The sequence below is a fragment of the Paraburkholderia sediminicola genome, from assembly GCF_046030555.1.
In the GTDB taxonomy this organism is placed as follows: Bacteria; Pseudomonadota; Gammaproteobacteria; order Burkholderiales; family Burkholderiaceae; genus Paraburkholderia; species Paraburkholderia sediminicola_E.
In genome coordinates this window covers 14,025-30,224 of sequence record NZ_JAQQCH010000010.1, presented here as the reverse complement: position 1 = coordinate 30,224, position 16,200 = coordinate 14,025, and the positions used below count along the sequence as shown (strand labels likewise).

Sequence of the window (16,200 nt, the reverse complement as noted above, 5' to 3'; positions counted from 1 at the left end):
CACGCCGGATCTCGAATGGAATAGATCACCGAATGCGGTGTTAGCCGATGAGTGCATCTATTCGAGCGTCAAGGAGTCGTTGTGACAAAACCATCCGTTCCCAATACTAAGCCTATATGTGTGCCATGCCGGCTCGCCGCGATCGGCGCGGTCGTTGCAGTCCTGGCCGGCGGCTTTGCCTATACGGCGGGCTGGTTGACACCGGGGCGGCTCAGCGCGCCGCGTTTCATCAATACGTTCGAAGCCGTGGCCGGCCAGCCACATCCCGGCTACCGCCGCAATCATGCAAAGGGTCTATGCGTGGCGGGCTATTTCGACAGTAATGGCGATGGTGGTGTGCTGTCGCGCGCCGCGGTGTTTGTTGCTGGCCGCACGCCGGTCACGGGCCGCTTTGCTGTGCCGGGCGGCAACCCATCGGCGCGCGACACCAGTTCGCCGGTGCGCAGCATGGCCTTGCTGTTTCAGTTGCAGAACGGCGAGCAGTGGCGGACGGGGATGAATTCGACGCCCGTTTTTGCCGTGCATACGCCCGAGCAGTTTTATCAGCAACTGCTTGCGTCCAAACCGGATGCCGCGACCGGTAAGCCAGACCCGGCGAAGCTGAAAGCGTTTTACGCCGCGAATCCGGAAACCAAGCCGTTTCAGGCATGGGTGAAAGCGCATCCGCCGTCATCGAGCCTGGCGAACGCTGCGTATTACAGCATCAACGCGTTTCGTTTTACCGACTACGCGGGCAATAGTCGCGCGGTGCGTTGGGCGATGGTGCCGGAGACGCCGTACGCGCCGATTACCGATGCGCAAAAGGCCGAAAAGAATTTCCTCGAGACCGATCTCGACCAGCGCCTGCAAAGCGGACCGTTGCGCTGGCATCTGATCCTGACGGTCGCGCGACCGGGCGACCCCACCGACGACGCGACGATGCAATGGGCCGACGATCATCAACAGATCGACGCGGGCACGCTGGTGATCGATCACACGACATCGCAGGAAAACGGTGCCTGCCGTGACGTCAATTTCGATCCCACCATTTTGCCGGCCGGTATCAAACCGTCGGACGACCCGTTGCTCGCCGCGCGCTCGGCTGCGTACGCGCTGTCGTACAAGCGCCGTACGCGTGAAGAAACGCTGCATCCCGAGATTCATCAAACGCAGACAAACGGAGGTCGGTCATGAAGCCGGCATACGCACATTTCAGTCCGCTCGCGCGGCTCCTGCATTGGACGATGGCGCCGCTGATCATCGCGATGCTGTTCATCGGCGTGGGAATGGTTGCGACGGTGTCGCATGCGCATAACACGCTGATCGCGATTCACAAACCGCTCGGCATTGCGCTGTTGTTGCTGGTGATACTGCGTGCGAGCGTGCGTATCAGGCGTGGTAGTCCGCCGTTGCCGGCAGACATGCCGGCGCCGCAGCGCATCGCGGCCAAGGCTTCGCATCGGGTCCTCTACGCGCTGATGGCGGCAATGCCGTTGATCGGCTGGGCAATGCTATCCGCGGCCGGATATCCGATCACGCTATATGGCCCGCTGCATTTGCCGCCAATTGCACCGCACAACGTCGAACTGTTCGCGGTACTGCGTGCCCTGCACACATGGCTGGCATTCGCGTTGTTTGCCACGGTGCTGTTGCATCTCGCGGCAGCGTTGTTTCATGGATTGATCCGCCGCGACGGAGTCTTTTCGAGTATGGCGCGCGGCGGGCGCCGGGCTTGAGGGAAGCGCCGCCCAGGTCGTTCTGGCAAGGGCAGCGCTGTGCCGCAGGGCTGGGGGCGAGCCTGCTGATCGACCAGGCAGGCGTTATCGGAACACTACGGTTCGATGTCCGTTGAGAATCACGCGATGCTCCAGATGCCACTTGACTGCCCGCGACAGTGCGACACATTCCACGTCGCGTCCGATCATTGTCAACTCGTCGGGGTCCATCGCGTGGTCCACGCGTTCAACTGCCTGTTCGATGATCGGTCCTTCGTCGAGATCGGTCGTCACGTAATGCGCCGTTGCGCCAATCAGTTTCACGCCGCGGTCGTAAGCCTGATAGTACGGCTTGGCGCCCTTGAAGCTCGGCAGAAACGAATGGTGAATGTTGATGGCCCGGCCGGCCAGCTTCTCGCACAGGTCCGCCGACAGCACCTGCATATAGCGCGCGAGCACCACCAGATCAATCGCGTGTTCCTCTACCACCTCCCAGATCTTCGCTTCTTGCGCGGCCCTCGCCGCAGGGGTCGACTGCTGGAGCGGGAAATGATGGAACGGAATGTTATAGCTCGCGGCTAACTGGTAGAAATCCTTGTGGTTCGACACAATCGCAGGAATCTCGATGTTCAGCTGTCCGGTGCGATAGCGGAACAGCAGATCGTTCAGACAATGCCCGATCTTCGACACCATCAACAGAACGCGCGGCTTGTGCGACGCATCGGCGATTTGCCATTGCATGTTCAGGCGTGGCGCAAGCGGTTCGAAGCGCTTGCGCAGGTCGTCGCAGCAAGCGTCGCCGCCGGTTTGCAACTGAAAATACGTGCGCATGAAAAAACGCTCGGTACGGCGGTCGCCGAATTGCGCGGAGTCGACGATATTCGCGCCGCTTTCGAGCAATGCGGCCGAAACCGCATGCACGATACCCGGCTGATCGGGACACGACAGCTTCAGGATGTAGCTGTTATCAAGGTGTGGCATGAGCGGTTCCGGTTCGATCAGCTTTTGACGCGTTCTGAGCGCGGGTCGTAGGGTGCTTTGAGATGCACGGTGGCAGGCAGAAGGTCGCCGGCTACGTCGAACTCATAGCGGCCGCTGCTCAAATACGCTGTGTCCGCCGCGCCGTCTGGATTGTTGATGTAGCCCATCGCCACCGGGCAGCCGAACGTGTGGCCGAAGGCCGCCGAGCTGACGAAGCCAACTGGCTTGCCGTCGCGCAGGATCGCCTCGCCGCCCCACAGCATGCGATCGGCCGCGCCGTCGGCGGTGAGCACGACCATGCGTCGGCGCAGCGGTTCCGCGCGCAGTTTCAGCAAGGCCTCGCGGCCACGGAACGGAATGTCTTTATTGAGCTTGCAGGCGAACGAGAGACCCGCTTCGAACGGGTTCGAGTCCGGCGTCAGTTCGCGGCCCCATGCGCGATAGCCTTTCTCGATGCGCAGCGAATCGATGGCGTAGTAGCCCGCATTGGCGAGGCCGAACGGTTGGCCCGCCGATTGCAGCGTCTCGTAGACGCCCGCCGCGAATTCGACCGGCACGTACAGTTCCCAGCCTAGTTCGCCGACGTAGGTGAGCCGCGTGGCGCGCACCGTTGCATAGCCGATATCCACTTCACGACTCTGGCCGAAAGGAAATGCCGCATTGCTCCAGTCCGCCTTCGAGATGCTCTGCAGCAGCTCGCGCGAGCGCGGTCCCATCACCGCCAGTACCGCGTATTGGCCGGTGACGTCGACCAGCATGCAGTGCTTATCGTGCGGGATCGATTTCTCGATGTAGTCGAAATCGCGTGTGGTCTGCGCCGAGCCGGAGACGATGAGGTATTGATCGTCGGCGAGGCGGGTCAACGTGAAGTCGGACTCGTAGGTGCCGCGCTCGTTGAGCATGCCGGTGTAGACGGTGGTGCCGGTCGGCACCGCAACATCGTTGGTGACGATGCCTTGCAGCACGCTTTGCGCGTCACGCCCCTTCACGAGGAATTTCGAAAACGAGGTCATGTCGAACAGCGCCACGCCTTCGCGGCAGGCACGATGCTCGGCGCCGCTCCACGGCAGCCAGTTCTGCTGACCGAAGGCGTAGTCGATCTTCGCTTCAGCCACGCTTGGCGCGAAGAAATTCGGACGCTCCCAGCCCATCTTGCTGCCAAAGCTCGCGCCCTGGTCGCGCAACATCGGGTAGAGCGGCGAGCGGCGGAACGGCCGTGCGGTATCGAGTTCGCGGTTCGGCCACGGCATGGCGTAGTGCAGACCAAGCGTTTCCTTCACGCGGTCGTGCAGCCAGGTGTCATTGCCATTAAAGCGCGCGAAGCGGCGAATGTCGACCGGCCACAGGTCCATGGTCGGCGTGCCGGCAACGATCCATTCGGCGAGTGCCATGCCGGCGCCGCCGGCCGACGCGATCCCCATCGAATTAAAACCCGCGCCGACGAAAAAGCGCCGCAACTCCGGCGCTTCGCCGAGCATGAAGTTGTTGTCTGGCGTGAACGACTCCGGGCCGTTGTAGAACTGCTTCACTTGCGCTGTTTCGAGGGCGGGCACGCGTTGGAGTGCATTTTCCATCAGGATTTCGAACTGATCCCAGTCGTCGGGCAGTAACTGGAATTCGAAATTGTCCGGGATGCCGTTCATGCCCCAGGGCTTGGCATTCGGTTCGAAGCCGCCCATCACGAGGCCGCCCACTTCTTCCTTGAAGTAGATGAAGCCGTCCGGATCGCGCATCACCGGCAGGTCAGGATGCACGCCGGCAATGCGTTCGGTGACGATGTAGTAGTGCTCAGCCGAGTGCAACGGCACGGTTACGTCGCACAGGCGGCCAACCGCTTTGGCCCACTGGCCTGCGCAATTCACCACGACATCCGCGCTGATCGTGCCTTCTTCGCCGTCCTTGTTGCGCCACGCGAGGCCGCTGACTTCGCGTGCGCCGGTCGTGGCGTTTGCCTTGTCTTCGAGCGCGGTGCGCGTGTGAATCGCCGTGACGCGGGTGTTCTCGACGATCCGTGCGCCGCGTGTGCGGGCACCGCGGGCGAGGGCCTGAGTCAGATCGGTGGGATTCGCTTTGCCGTCGCCGGGCAGCCAGACGGCGCCAAGCAGGTCGTCGGTGCGCATCACCGGCCATAGATCGCCGGCTTCCTGCGGGCTGATCACGTCGCACGCCACGCCGTACGCGCGCGCGACGGCGGCGGTGCGCTTGAGTTGGGTCATCCGCTCGGCCGTACGAGCCACCGAGAGCGAGCCGCATTGCTTCCAGCCGGTCGCGAGGCCGGTGTCGGCTTCGAGTTCGGCGTAGAGCGCGGTCGAGTAGCGGATCAGCTTGGTCATGCTTTCCTGCGCGCGCAACTGGCCGACGAGGCCGGCCGCGTGCCAGGTCGTGCCGCACGACAGTTGACCCTGTTCGAGCAGAACCACATCGGTCCAGCCCAGTTTCGTGAGGTGATAGGCGACGGAGCAGCCAATGATGCCGCCACCAATGATGACGACGCGCGCGTGGACCGGGATGAATGTGGACATTTGTGGAAGTGAGTTGAATTGACGTGCGTAGATTGCGACAAAATTTGGCAAAAAGCAACGACCTATTTAATTAATGCCGGATCAAAGACGATGGCAGATACGTCGGTAACAGACGGCAACGCTACTTTTTTTAACCAAGTAGGTTAATATAGAGGGGGGAGATTGGAAAAAAGTACGCCTCACTGCCGATTGGCAGATGTCCAGGACCTGGCGCGGGTAGGGAAGATCAGAATCACGAAATCGGCCGTGATTGGCGCTGCGGCACTCGGCCTCGGGCCTGCAACCATCGTCGAGACATTGATGTCGCTCGATCGGCGGGATTTTCGAAAAAGCATGACCACGTACGCGGACCATCGGGTCTGGCAGGACGTCTACTGCGCCATGACCGAAGCAGGCATGGTCTATTTGAAATTGACGGTGGTCGACGACGTCCTCGTCGTGTCATTCAAGGAGTGGTGAGCATGAAATGCCCAAACTGCGGAGCGGCCGAACTGGTGCGCGATACGCGCAATATGCGTTATGTCTACAAGGGGGAGACGGCCATCTTCGAATCCGTCACGGGCGACTATTGCCCTGCATGCGAAGAGGCGGTGCTCGACATGGACGAAGCGACCCGCACGGGTCAAATGATGCTGGCCTTCAACAAAGAGGTGAATGCATCGCAAGTGGATCCCGCATTCATTGCCGCCGTACGCAAGAAGCTTGATCTGGACCAGCGCGAGGCAGCGGAAATTTTCGGCGGCGGGGTGAATGCTTTTTCGCGGTACGAGAATGGCAAGACCAGGCCGCCGCTCGCGCTCATCAAATTGTTGAAGGTGCTGGATCGGCATCCGGAGTTGCTGGCGGAAGTGAGAGCGGGCTGAGCATTAATGTGCTGTATGTGGGTTTGTATTGGAATGCGTTGGGATTTCTTGGCGGACTATGAGGTGTTTGCTAAACTGGGCGCTGTCCTTCCGGTCTGAACCCCATGTTCTCCACTCAGCGCCAAGCCGAAATTCTGCGACTCGTCCGCGAGCAGCGCACCTGCACGATAACCGATCTCGCGGGCCGCTTCGAGGTTTCCGACGAGACCATCCGCCGCAATATCAAGCCGCTGATCGCCGACGGCCTGCTCATCAAGGTCCATGGCGGGATCATGCTGCCCGAGCGGCTCGACGAGCCGCCGTTCCAGCGGCGCATGGTGGCAAGCCGCGAGGGCAAGCAGGCGATTGGCGCGCGCATCGGCGAGTTGGTCCGGGACGGCGACTCGCTGATCCTCGAGGGCGGTACGACCTGTCTGCACATCGCGCAGGCGCTCACCGCGCGCTCGCGGCTCACGGTCGTGACCAATTCCATCGAAGTCGCCCGCGTGCTGGCGCCGCGCAACGGCAATCGGGTGTTCATCGCGGGGGGCGAACTGCGCGCTGACGACTCCGCCGCTTTCGGCGACAGCGTGCTCGCCTTCCTGCGTCAGTTCCACGTGCGCTACGCGATCGTCTCGGTCACCGCAATCGACATGCAGGGTCGTTTCATGGACGTGCTACCTGCCGACGTCGTGTTTTCGCTCGCGGCCTTCGCGCAGGCTGAGCGGCGCGTGGTCGCGGCGGACCATGCGAAATTCGGTCATAGCGCGCTGGTGCACGCTTTCGGCCCGGATGCGGTCGATCTGCTGGTCACCGACGAAGCGCCCGCACCCGCGCTCGCTCAAGTGTTCGCGGCAGCCGGCCTGGAAGTCAGTGTCGGTGCACCTAGGCATGGCGACGCCGGGTTGGATGCCGAAAACGGCAGCGCAGCCGGCCGGCCGATCGGCTCCGCGCTCTGAGAAAGCGGGGGCGCTGATCGGCTCCATGCTTCGAGAAAGCGGAAGCGCTGAGCAGATCTATGCGCCAGGTCGACCTGCCAACCGGCTGCTCCCGCCACGCCACGGCCAGCCAATCCAATCCAATCCAATCCAGTCTTTTACGCTCCGTGCGGCGCCTCTCAAGGCACTGCCACAGCCAATTGCGTCCAACGCGTAAAATGGCGGGTTACCACGGGCAATCTATGCAGGACCGAGCGGCACCGGCAGTCGTCATTCATCGGCTGCCGCGTCGCTTCAACGTCCGCGCATAGTCGCCCCCGCCGGCTCGAATATGGATGAACCCTGATGTCGTCAGTTTTCTTTGATCGGGAACGGATTGCGGAATGGCTCGGCGACCACACGGTCGCCAAGGCGCGGTCGGTCGGCGCCGTCACGAATGTGAAATGGCACGGCGCCACGCTCAGTGGCTACGTGCAAGGCACACAAGTGCTGCCCTACCACACGCGGGTGCGGTTTCGTACTGATGGCAGCTCACCGTGGGCGCAGGGCGACTGCACCTGCCCGGTCGGCCGCAACTGCAAGCATGTCGCCGCGCTGCTGCTCGCCGAGCTCGAGTATCACAACGAGATGGACCACATCACCAACGTCGACGTCGGCGCCGACGAGCACCCGTCCGCCGGCTACCCGCAGACGCCGTCGGGAACGGCAGCGCAGCCGCAGTCCGGTGTGCGCCCCGAGCTGGTCAGCTGGCTCGAGCGTTTTCGCGCGCGTGCCGAGGCCGCCGATGCGGTCGCCCAGAAGGCAGGCGCCGTGCGTACTCAAACGCTGGCCTATCTGCTGAACTGGTCCAAGTTCCACATGCGCCATGAGGTGGTGTTGTACCGGGCGCACTGCAATCCGGACGGCACGATTGTCGAAGTCGACGAGCCCTGGGGCAATGTGGAAGCGGCCCTGCTCAAGCAACCCAGATTCGTCTCCGACGAAGACCTGTCGATCCTGCGCGGTCTGTGGCTGGGCCGCTCACGCGAGGACTTCGGCCAGTTCATTCTGCGCGGCACCAGCGGCGCGGAGATGCTGCAAAAGCTGATTGCTACGGGACGCCTGTTCTTCGAGCTCAAACCGGCGCCGGGTCACGAGGGGCCGACTCCGCTGTCGCGCGGCGCCGACCGGCCCGGACGGATCGAATGGGAGCCGCTGGCGGATGAACGCCTGCGGCCCGTGCTGTGCACCGAGCCGCGCGCCACCATGGTGCTGCCCACTGAGCCGGTGTGGTATGTAGACGGCGTCGCGAATGAAGCGGGCATCGTCGAGTCGTCGTTGCCGTTCCAGCAGTTGCCCGACTACCTCGCCATGCCGCCGATCTCGCTCGCCGAAGCGCCGCTCGTCGCCTCGGTGCTGCGTGAGATCGCGCCCGATCTGCCGCTGCCGCCCACGCAAGATGCGTCCTCGATCCGCGTGATCGACGTCGATCCGGTGCCGGTGCTGACGCTCAACAGTCATGCGCTGCCTTCCACGGCCAGGACGGGGCAGCGCAAGTCCGAGGCTGTTGAGCTGGCCGGTGTCAGCTTCGATTACGACGGCGTCAGTATCAACGTCGACAGTAGCGTCACGCTTGTGCCGATGCCCGGCGGCGACGTCATCCATATTCGCCGGCGCTACGAAGCTGAGAAGAAGCGCCTGCTCGAATTGCGCAAGACCGGGTTGCAGAAAGTCCCGACCAGCCGCGTGTACGCATCGCGGCTTCTACCCGACACGATGCTCGGTTTGCCCGACGCCGAATCCTGGTCCGCCTTCGTCAATGACGCGGTGCCTGACCTCGTGAGCAAAGGCTGGCGCGTAACGATGGCGCCGGCGTTCCGCTACAACATCATCGAGATCGACGCGATCGACGGCACCGCGCATCAGGCAGGCGACGGCTGGTTCGATCTGGAGATGGGCATCCGCATCGGCGAGCGCAATGTGCGGCTCGAGCCGCTGCTCGCCGATCTGTTCCGCCGCGACCGGCGCTGGCTTGGCGGCGCGCTCGAAACCATCGCCGACGACGAACCGATCGAACTGAAGACCGACGAAAACAAGCGTCTGCGTCTGCGCGCCGACCGGTTGAAACCGGTGGTGCGCGTGCTGGTCGACCTGTTCGACGCACTGGGTGGCGCGTTAGCCGACGGCGCGCCGCTGCGCGTGCCCTCCGTCGATGCGGGCCGGCTTGAAGCATTGAACAGCACCGGTCGCTGGCAATTCCAGGGCGACGACTCGATCCGTCAGTTGGCGAGGCGTTTGCAGGCCGGCCCGGGCTTGCACGAGGTGCCGGTGCCGCGTGGCCTGAAGGCGGAGCTGCGCGCGTATCAGCAGCAGGGCCTGAACTGGATGCAGTTTCTGCGCGAACACGACCTGGCCGGCGTACTTGCTGACGATATGGGTCTCGGCAAGACCGTGCAAACGCTCGCGCACATCCTCGCGGAGAAAGAAGCTGGGCGGCTCGACCGTCCAGCGCTGATCGTCGTGCCGACCACGCTCGTGCACAACTGGCGTGAGGAGGCGCGCCGCTTTGCCCCCGGACTGAAAGTACTGATATTGAATGGCCCGCAGCGCAAGGAGCGTTTCGAGCAGATCGGCGAGCATGAACTGATTCTCACGACTTACGCGCTGCTGTGGCGCGATCAGAAGGTGCTCGCCGAGCACGACTATCATCTGCTGATCCTCGATGAGGCGCAGTACGTCAAGAATGCCTCCACCAAAGCCGCGCAGGCGATTCGCGGATTGCGCGCGCGGCATAGGCTGTGCTTGACGGGCACACCGTTGGAAAATCACCTCGGCGAGTTGTGGTCACAGTTTGACTTTCTGTTGCCGGGCTTTCTTGGCAGCCAGAAAGACTTCACCAAACGCTGGCGCAATCCGATCGAGAAGAACGGTGACGGCGTGCGCCGCGCGCTGCTGGCGCGCCGCATCCGGCCTTTCATGCTGCGCCGCCGTAAGGACGAGGTCGCGAAGGAGTTGCCGGCCAAGACCACGATCGTATGTTCAGTCGATCTGGAAGGCGCGCAGCGCGACCTATACGAAACAGTGCGCACCGCGATGCAGGAGAGAGTGCGCGCGGCGGTTAGTGCACAAGGTCTCGCGCGCAGCCACATTATCGTGCTCGATGCCTTGTTGAAGCTGCGTCAGGTCTGCTGCGATCCGCGTCTCGTGCGGAAAATCAAGGTTGACGAAAATCCGGGCGAGCCGGTCGAAAAGCGCGTCAAAGCGGAAAAAACAGAGAGGGCCGAAAAGGGCGCACGCGTCACGCGCTCGGCCAAGCTCGATTTGCTCCTGTCGATGCTGCCTGAATTGATCGAGGAAGGACGGCGCGTGCTGCTGTTCTCGCAGTTCACCGGCATGTTGTCGCTGATCGCTGAAGCGATCGAGGAAGCTGCGATCCCCTATGTGATCCTGACCGGCGACACGACGGACCGCGTCACGCCGGTCGAGCGCTTCCAGCAGGGCGAGGTGCCGTTGTTCCTGATCAGTCTGAAGGCCGGTGGCGTGGGCCTGAATCTGACCGCCGCGGATACCGTGATTCACTACGACCCATGGTGGAACCCAGCCGCCGAGAATCAGGCGACCGACCGCGCGCATCGACTGGGACAGGACAAGCCTGTGTTCGTCTACAAGCTGATTGCCGCAGGCAGCATTGAAGAAAAGATCGTGGAGTTGCAGGAGCAGAAGGCGGGTCTCGCCGACAGCATTCTCTCCGAAGACGCCGCCGGCGCTACCAAGTTCTCGGACGACGATCTCGACGCGCTATTCGCGCCAATGCCGGAGATTGAAAGCGGGCGATAAAGGGTGAGGGCGATGCTTTCCCGGCGCGTATGTGAAGCGTATGCGGGGCGGATCGGGTGCCGTTTCAAGCAATTTCAATCAAACGATCTGACAATCTTTAAACGATTTATTTTGAGACTGTTCCTATACTGAGTCGCAATTGTCAAATCGCTGTTACCCGAATGCGGGGCACGGCCACCTATGACAAAGGCAGACGGGGCCAATCACCGTGCGTGCGAGACCAACCGATCAGAATAACGACCCATGGAGGTCGATTTCAATAACAGGCAGAGCCTGGGAGACGTTGTAGAAAATCGATAGAACGGCCCCCAGTGGCCGAGCCGGGCCGGATAGCCGCACAATCGCATCCGGGAAAGAGAAGGACCATTTTCGATTATGATGATCTGCCCCCTCGGTAATCAGCGCGCTAAAACCAAAAATACGCGCTAATTTCGAGACAGGGAGGGGGTGGCAGAACTGAACAGGCGCGAGGCGAGGACCTTTAATCGAAAAAAGAGTGCAGCCGAATACGAAAACAGGAAGCTGGATCGTCGGTGCAAGTGCCGTCATCCCGGCCATCTGCCGGCTCACCGGCCATCAATTACGAAGGACGTTGTCGCATTGCGGGGTTTTATGAGAATTGCAGTCCTGGATGACGATTCGGCTCAAGCCGACCTTGTTTGCCAAACGCTCTCGGCGGCCGGCCACGTCTGTCACGCTTTCGGCGCGGGCCGTGAACTGGTGCGGCAGTTGCGCCGGCAGACCTTCGACCTTCTCGTGCTCGACTGGAACGTACCGGACATGTCGGGCGAAGAGGTGCTGCGCTGGGTGCGCGAAAGCCTTTCCGAGCGCTTGCCGGTCCTGTTCATGACAAGTCGCGGCCGCGAAACCGATATCACCTCGATCCTCAATACCGGCGCGGACGATTACGTCGTCAAGCCGGTTTCGGCAGCGGTCCTGCTGGCGCGCGTGGGTTCGTTGCTGCGCCGGGCGTATCACCTGAAACCGCCGGCGTCCAAGGAGGTTTTCGGCGAATTCGAATTCGATCTGGGCGCCAAGCATGTGGTGGTGCGCGGCGCGACCGTCGCCGTGACACAGAAAGAGTTCGAGCTCGCGCTGCTGCTGTTCCAGCACCTGAGCCGGCCACTGTCGCGCGCGCATATTCTCGACGTAATCTGGAAGCAGGCAACGGACATTCCGTCGCGGACGATGGATACCCACGTGTCGATGCTGCGCAGCAAGCTCGGCTTGCGCCCGGAAAAGGGCTATCGTCTGACGCCGATCTACGGCTATGGATACCGCCTTGAGCGGATCGAATCCGGTACGCCGCCGGTGGTGGCCGAAAACCACCCCGAAGCGGGGGACGCGTGACGGTTTCTTTCGCTGTGGTAGTGCCCGGCTGTACAGGTTCGCGGGGCCGCCGCGCTGGCGCGATGCTGGCGGCGGCCGGTCTGATCGCGATGACGTGCTTCGCGCCGATATCTGCGGATGCGCAAACGTCCCGCGCGCCGAAGCAACGCACCAGGACCGCCGCGCCCGCCTATGTGTCCTACGTGACCCACGAAGGCGACACGTTGTATGAAATCGCCGGCCGCTATCTGCGCGACCCCGGCGATTGGGCCATGTTGAGCCGCCTGAATCATGTACCCGCGCCGCGCCGCATGCCGGCCGGGATCGCGTTGCGTCTGCCGGCCGACAGGCTCCGGCAGGACGCCGAGTCGGCGCGCGTGATCGCGACGAGCGGTCCGGTCGAACACGCTTTCGGCAAGAACCCTTACACGCCGCTCTCGGCGGGCACGACGCTCGGCGAGGGCGACCGTATTCGCACCGGCGATAACGGCTTTGTCTCGCTGGAGTTGCCGGACGGCTCGCACGTCACGGTGTCGCAGAACGGCCAACTCGACATCGGCAAGCTGCGGCGCACCGTGCTGACCGGCGCGGGCGATCGCGTGCTCGACCTGCAGCATGGCGAAGTGGAGAGCCAGGTCACGCATGCCACCAAAAAGGACGACCGCTTCCAGATCCGCTCGCCGTCGGTTGTCGCGGGCGTGCGCGGGACGCGCTTCAAGGTCGCCTACGATGGCGAAGAGCGGACCACGGCGGTGGAAGTCCTGGACGGCGCAGTGGGCGTCGACCCGGCCACGGCCGGCGGCCAGGCCTCTGCACCGCCACCCGGCGTGCCGTTGCAGGCCTCGGCGCAACTCATCAAGGCAAGCTTTGGCAGCGTCACGCGGGCGGGCAGCGCGATCGGCAGTCCGGTGGAATTGCTGGCCGCGCCGTCGCTCACCGAACCGGCAAAAGTGCAGGACGGCAAAAGCGTCGCTTTCGACCTCGTTCTGACCGGGCGCGCTGTGGGCTATCGCGTGCAGATTGCGCGCGACGCGGACCAGCTCGACCTGATCCGCGATCTGCGCGTGAGCGTGCCGCATGCGGACTTCGTCGATCTGGCCGACGGCACGTATTTCGTGCGCATCGCCGCGATCGACGCGAATGGACTCGAAGGCCTGCCCCAGGTGTACGGTTTCGAGCGGCGCCAACTTGGGCTGGCCGCGTCGGCGGGGCCGCGCGCCGGCAGCCGCGACTATGAGTTCCGTTGGTTCGTCAGCCGCTCCACCGTCGAGACGCGCTTTCGCTTCGTGCTGGCCACGACCGCTGACCTGAGCCATCCACTCGTCGACCGGACCGATCTGACGGGCGGCCAACTCGTGGTGAGCGACCTGCCGGGCGGCGTCTACTATTGGACGATCGTCGCCGAGCAGTTCGAAAACGGCCGTTTCTATGAGAAGAGCAGCGCGGTTCGCTCGTTTACGCTTGCACGCTGACGCTGGTAGATTCACGGTGCCGAGCCACCAACCGGGCCGCTCCTTAGCTCTCGACCACGCCACGCCTTGCCGACCACACACACGCGCCTGAGCCTCGACCCGCGCGCCCGCCTCGGCAGGCGCGCGGGCCGCCGCTTCCTGCTCGAATGGGTGGCGATCGGCTGCCTCGGCATTGTGGTGATTCTGCTCAGCTCGCTTGGCCGGATGACCGCCAGCGTCGACCACCTGGTCTACGATCGCTTTCTGAGCCTGAGCACACCACCGTTGCTGCACGACATCGTGGTGCTTGAAATCGACAACGCCAGCATTGCGGAGCTCGGCCGTTGGCCCTGGCCGCGCAGCGTCCATGCCAGGCTGCTCGAACAGATCGCGAAAGCGAAGCCGGCAGCGGTGATCTACGACGTGCTCTTCACCGAAGCCAATCAGGAAGACGTCCAGCTCGCCCGCGCGATTGCCCTGAGTCCCACCTATCTGCCGATGCTGCTGACTCCGCCGGACAGCGCCGGTCAGCGCGTTGCGGTCGAACCGGTGGCGCCGCTCGCGCGTGCCGCAGCCGGGCTTGGGCATATCAATCTCGAAGTCGACAGCGACGGCATCGTGCGCAGCGTCGCGCGGTTCGAGGGCGACGCGGATTCGCGCTGGCCGCAACTGATGGTGCCGGTCGCACAGGCCGTCGAGCGTGGCGCGCTGCGACTGAACGAGGGGCCGCACCGGCAGCCTTCCGGCAAGGCGGTGACGCAATCCAATTCCGGTGATGAGGGCGAGGACCGCTTCCTGATCCCCTTCGGCCTGAATGCGCAGAACTACGAGAAGCTGAGTTTCGCCAGCGTGCTCGCGGGCGATGTTCCGGCGGACAAGCTGCGTGGGCGCATCGTGCTGATCGGCGTGACCGCATCCGGCTTGTACGACCGCTTTGCTACGCCGGTGTCCGGCGAGTTGGGGCCGCTGCCCGGTGTCTACATCCATGCGAACGTGCTCGATACGCTGCTGACCGGTCGCGAGCTCGAGCCCGCCGAACCATGGGTGCTGTTCGTCGCGTCGCTGGCGCCGCTTGCTGCGCTGCTCGCCGGTTTTCTGGTGTTGTCGCCGCGCCGCTCGTTGCTGCTGACCGTGGGCTTGGGCGCGCTCGCCACGGCTGGCAGCGCGAGCTTGCTGTATGGCGCGCGGCTATGGATGTCGCCCGTGCCGGCGATCTTCGGTTTGATCGTGGTGTATCCGATCTGGAACTGGCGGCGCCTTGAAATGACGATGGCTTATCTGCGCGAAGAGCTGCAACGCCTGGCCGACGAGCCCCACCTCCTGCCGGAAACACCGCAGCGCCGCCGCGAGTTCGGCGGCGATGTGCTGGAGCAGCACATGGCGCTGATGGCGCAGGCCGCGCAGCGCGTGCAGGACATGAAGCGATTCGTGTGGGATAGCCTCGACAGCATGCCCGAGCCGATCCTGGTGAGCGACGTAGAAGGCATCGTGCTGATCGCGAACCATGCCGCCAAAGCGCATTTCGCCCGCCTGGGCGCGCCGCTGCCGGAAGGCCGGCCGATGCGCGCGGTGCTGGGCGGCTTGACGCTGGTCAAGACCATCGACAGCGGCGCGCCGTCGGACGCCGAAAACAATCTGCTCGCGCACGCCCAGTGGCCGGCGCTGCTCGATCCCGCGCGCCGCGAGTTCGCCGCGTTGATGGAGCAGGGCGTGGAGGTGCGCGACGCCCACGAGCGCGACCATCTGCTGCGCTATGCGAATTGCACGAACGAGCAAGGTGAGACCACGGGCTGGATCGCGGGGCTGGTCGACGTGTCGGCCCTGCATGCCGCCGAGCGCCAGCGGGAAGACGCGTTGCGGCTGCTGTCGCACGACATGCGCTCGCCGCAGGCTTCGATTCTGGCGCTGGTGGAGATCGAGCGGGCGCGCAGTGAGCCGGTGCTCGCGCGCGGCCTGCTGGAGCGCATCGAGCGCTATGCGCAGCGTGCGCTGACGCTCGCGGACGATTTCGTGCAACTCGCGCGTGCCGAATCGCAAACCTATGTGCTCGAACCGGTGAGCATGACCGAACTGATGATCGACGCCAGCGACGAGGTTTGGCCACAGGCCCACGCCAAACGCATCACGCTGCAAACCGATACGGAAGGCGAAGCCGGCGCCGGGGAGGAGGGTCACTGGATCTGTGCCGATCGCTCGCTGATGACGCGCGCGCTCGTCAACATTCTGAATAATGCGGTCAAGTACAGTCCGCCGGACACGCGGATCACATGCAGCTTGAAGAGCATCGGCAGCCTTGCGCAGACGGGCGTGCCCGGGGCGGCAAAGCGCGTGTCGTGCACGATTCGCGACGAAGGCTACGGCATTCCCATGGAGCAGCAGGCGGGTCTGTTCGAGCGCTTCCGGCGTTTTCACGAAACGGAGAGGCCGGAAGTGGGTGGCGCGGGGTTGGGTATGGCGTTCGTCAAGACTGTCGTGACGCGCCATGGGGGCGACGTCGACGTGGTCAGCGCGCCAGGTCAGGGAACGGCTTTCACGATTTTCCTGCCGGCACTCGACGACGCGTCGTCCGACGCCGCCGCAGCCGCGCGCTGATGACTGATGAACACTCACCTTATTGAAGCGAGAAG

The 16,200-nt window shown here is 63.5% G+C and carries 12 protein-coding genes; 9 read left to right on the top strand and 3 right to left on the bottom strand.

What is annotated here, in order from left to right; translation table 11 throughout:
- Nucleotides 1-81 precede the first annotated feature (81 nt).
- Both PQQ52_RS15900 and PQQ52_RS15895 read left to right on the top strand, forming a co-directional pair.
- A complete protein-coding gene (locus PQQ52_RS15900) occupies nucleotides 82-1,173 on the top strand; it encodes a catalase family peroxidase (protein ID WP_408212888.1) in 1,092 nt (363 codons plus the stop codon).
- Nucleotides 1,170-1,715, top strand: a complete 546-nt coding sequence (locus PQQ52_RS15895; RefSeq protein ID WP_408212886.1) for a cytochrome b — start codon at nucleotides 1,170-1,172, stop codon at nucleotides 1,713-1,715. Before PQQ52_RS15900 ends, PQQ52_RS15895 begins: the two co-directional genes overlap by 4 nt.
- A gap of 84 nt (nucleotides 1,716-1,799) precedes the next feature.
- Here PQQ52_RS15895 and purU read toward each other — a convergent pair whose 3' ends face one another.
- Together purU and PQQ52_RS15885 are read right to left on the bottom strand one after the other, a co-directional pair.
- The gene (gene purU, locus PQQ52_RS15890; RefSeq protein ID WP_408212883.1) at nucleotides 1,800-2,675 is read right to left on the bottom strand and encodes a formyltetrahydrofolate deformylase; all 876 of its coding nucleotides are present in this window, start codon (nucleotides 2,673-2,675) and stop codon (nucleotides 1,800-1,802) included.
- A gap of 17 nt (nucleotides 2,676-2,692) precedes the next feature.
- Nucleotides 2,693-5,197: a GcvT family protein gene (locus PQQ52_RS15885; protein WP_408212881.1), complete on the bottom strand. Its 2,505-nt coding sequence runs from the start codon at nucleotides 5,195-5,197 to the stop codon at nucleotides 2,693-2,695.
- Nucleotides 5,198-5,359: 162 nt separating this feature from the next.
- On the opposite strand from PQQ52_RS15885, the gene PQQ52_RS15880 reads away from it, so the two are divergent.
- The 4 genes from PQQ52_RS15880 to PQQ52_RS15865 all read left to right on the top strand — a co-directional run bounded on the left by PQQ52_RS15880 (nucleotide 5,360) and on the right by PQQ52_RS15865 (nucleotide 10,793).
- Complete coding sequence (locus PQQ52_RS15880) at nucleotides 5,360-5,656, top strand: type II toxin-antitoxin system MqsR family toxin (protein ID WP_408212878.1); 297 nt, start codon at nucleotides 5,360-5,362, stop codon at nucleotides 5,654-5,656.
- Nucleotides 5,657-5,658: 2 nt separating this feature from the next.
- Nucleotides 5,659-6,060, top strand: a complete 402-nt coding sequence (locus PQQ52_RS15875) for a type II toxin-antitoxin system MqsA family antitoxin (RefSeq protein WP_408212876.1) — start codon at nucleotides 5,659-5,661, stop codon at nucleotides 6,058-6,060.
- A gap of 104 nt (nucleotides 6,061-6,164) precedes the next feature.
- Entirely contained in the window at nucleotides 6,165-6,998 is an 834-nt protein-coding gene (locus tag PQQ52_RS15870; protein WP_408212873.1) for a DeoR/GlpR family DNA-binding transcription regulator, read from the top strand.
- A gap of 324 nt (nucleotides 6,999-7,322) precedes the next feature.
- Nucleotides 7,323-10,793 (top strand): DEAD/DEAH box helicase, encoded by a 3,471-nt coding sequence (locus tag PQQ52_RS15865; RefSeq protein ID WP_408212870.1) that lies wholly within the window; start codon nucleotides 7,323-7,325, stop codon nucleotides 10,791-10,793.
- 228 nt (nucleotides 10,794-11,021) lie between these two features.
- Here PQQ52_RS15865 and PQQ52_RS15860 read toward each other — a convergent pair whose 3' ends face one another.
- Nucleotides 11,022-11,351, bottom strand: a complete 330-nt coding sequence (locus tag PQQ52_RS15860) for a hypothetical protein (protein WP_408212868.1) — start codon at nucleotides 11,349-11,351, stop codon at nucleotides 11,022-11,024.
- A gap of 54 nt (nucleotides 11,352-11,405) precedes the next feature.
- Here PQQ52_RS15860 and PQQ52_RS15855 point away from each other — a divergent pair, with 54 nt between their 5' ends.
- The 3 genes from PQQ52_RS15855 (at nucleotide 11,406) to PQQ52_RS15845 (ending at nucleotide 16,165) form a co-directional block, all read left to right on the top strand.
- The gene (locus PQQ52_RS15855; RefSeq protein WP_408212866.1) at nucleotides 11,406-12,143 is read left to right on the top strand and encodes a response regulator transcription factor; all 738 of its coding nucleotides are present in this window, start codon (nucleotides 11,406-11,408) and stop codon (nucleotides 12,141-12,143) included.
- A gap of 62 nt (nucleotides 12,144-12,205) precedes the next feature.
- Nucleotides 12,206-13,594 carry a FecR domain-containing protein gene (locus PQQ52_RS15850; RefSeq protein ID WP_408213382.1) on the top strand — a complete coding sequence of 463 codons (1,389 nt, stop codon included), beginning with the start codon at nucleotides 12,206-12,208 and terminating at the stop codon, nucleotides 13,592-13,594.
- 66 nt (nucleotides 13,595-13,660) lie between these two features.
- Entirely contained in the window at nucleotides 13,661-16,165 is a 2,505-nt protein-coding gene (locus PQQ52_RS15845) for a CHASE2 domain-containing protein (RefSeq protein WP_408212863.1), read from the top strand.
- Nucleotides 16,166-16,200: the final 35 nt, after the last annotated feature.

Coding starts and splice junctions, on each gene's coding strand:
- PQQ52_RS15895 (WP_408212886.1), top strand. CDS start 1,170: ATGAAGCCGGCATACGCACATTTCAGTCCGCTCGCGCGGCTCCTGCAT.
- purU (WP_408212883.1), bottom strand. CDS start 2,675: ATGCCACACCTTGATAACAGCTACATCCTGAAGCTGTCGTGTCCCGAT.
- PQQ52_RS15885 (WP_408212881.1), bottom strand. CDS start 5,197: ATGTCCACATTCATCCCGGTCCACGCGCGCGTCGTCATCATTGGTGGC.
- PQQ52_RS15875 (WP_408212876.1), top strand. CDS start 5,659: ATGAAATGCCCAAACTGCGGAGCGGCCGAACTGGTGCGCGATACGCGC.
- PQQ52_RS15870 (WP_408212873.1), top strand. CDS start 6,165: ATGTTCTCCACTCAGCGCCAAGCCGAAATTCTGCGACTCGTCCGCGAG.
- PQQ52_RS15865 (WP_408212870.1), top strand. CDS start 7,323: ATGTCGTCAGTTTTCTTTGATCGGGAACGGATTGCGGAATGGCTCGGC.
- PQQ52_RS15860 (WP_408212868.1), bottom strand. CDS start 11,351: ATGGCCGGGATGACGGCACTTGCACCGACGATCCAGCTTCCTGTTTTC.
- PQQ52_RS15855 (WP_408212866.1), top strand. CDS start 11,406: ATGAGAATTGCAGTCCTGGATGACGATTCGGCTCAAGCCGACCTTGTT.
- PQQ52_RS15850 (WP_408213382.1), top strand. CDS start 12,206: ATGCTGGCGGCGGCCGGTCTGATCGCGATGACGTGCTTCGCGCCGATA.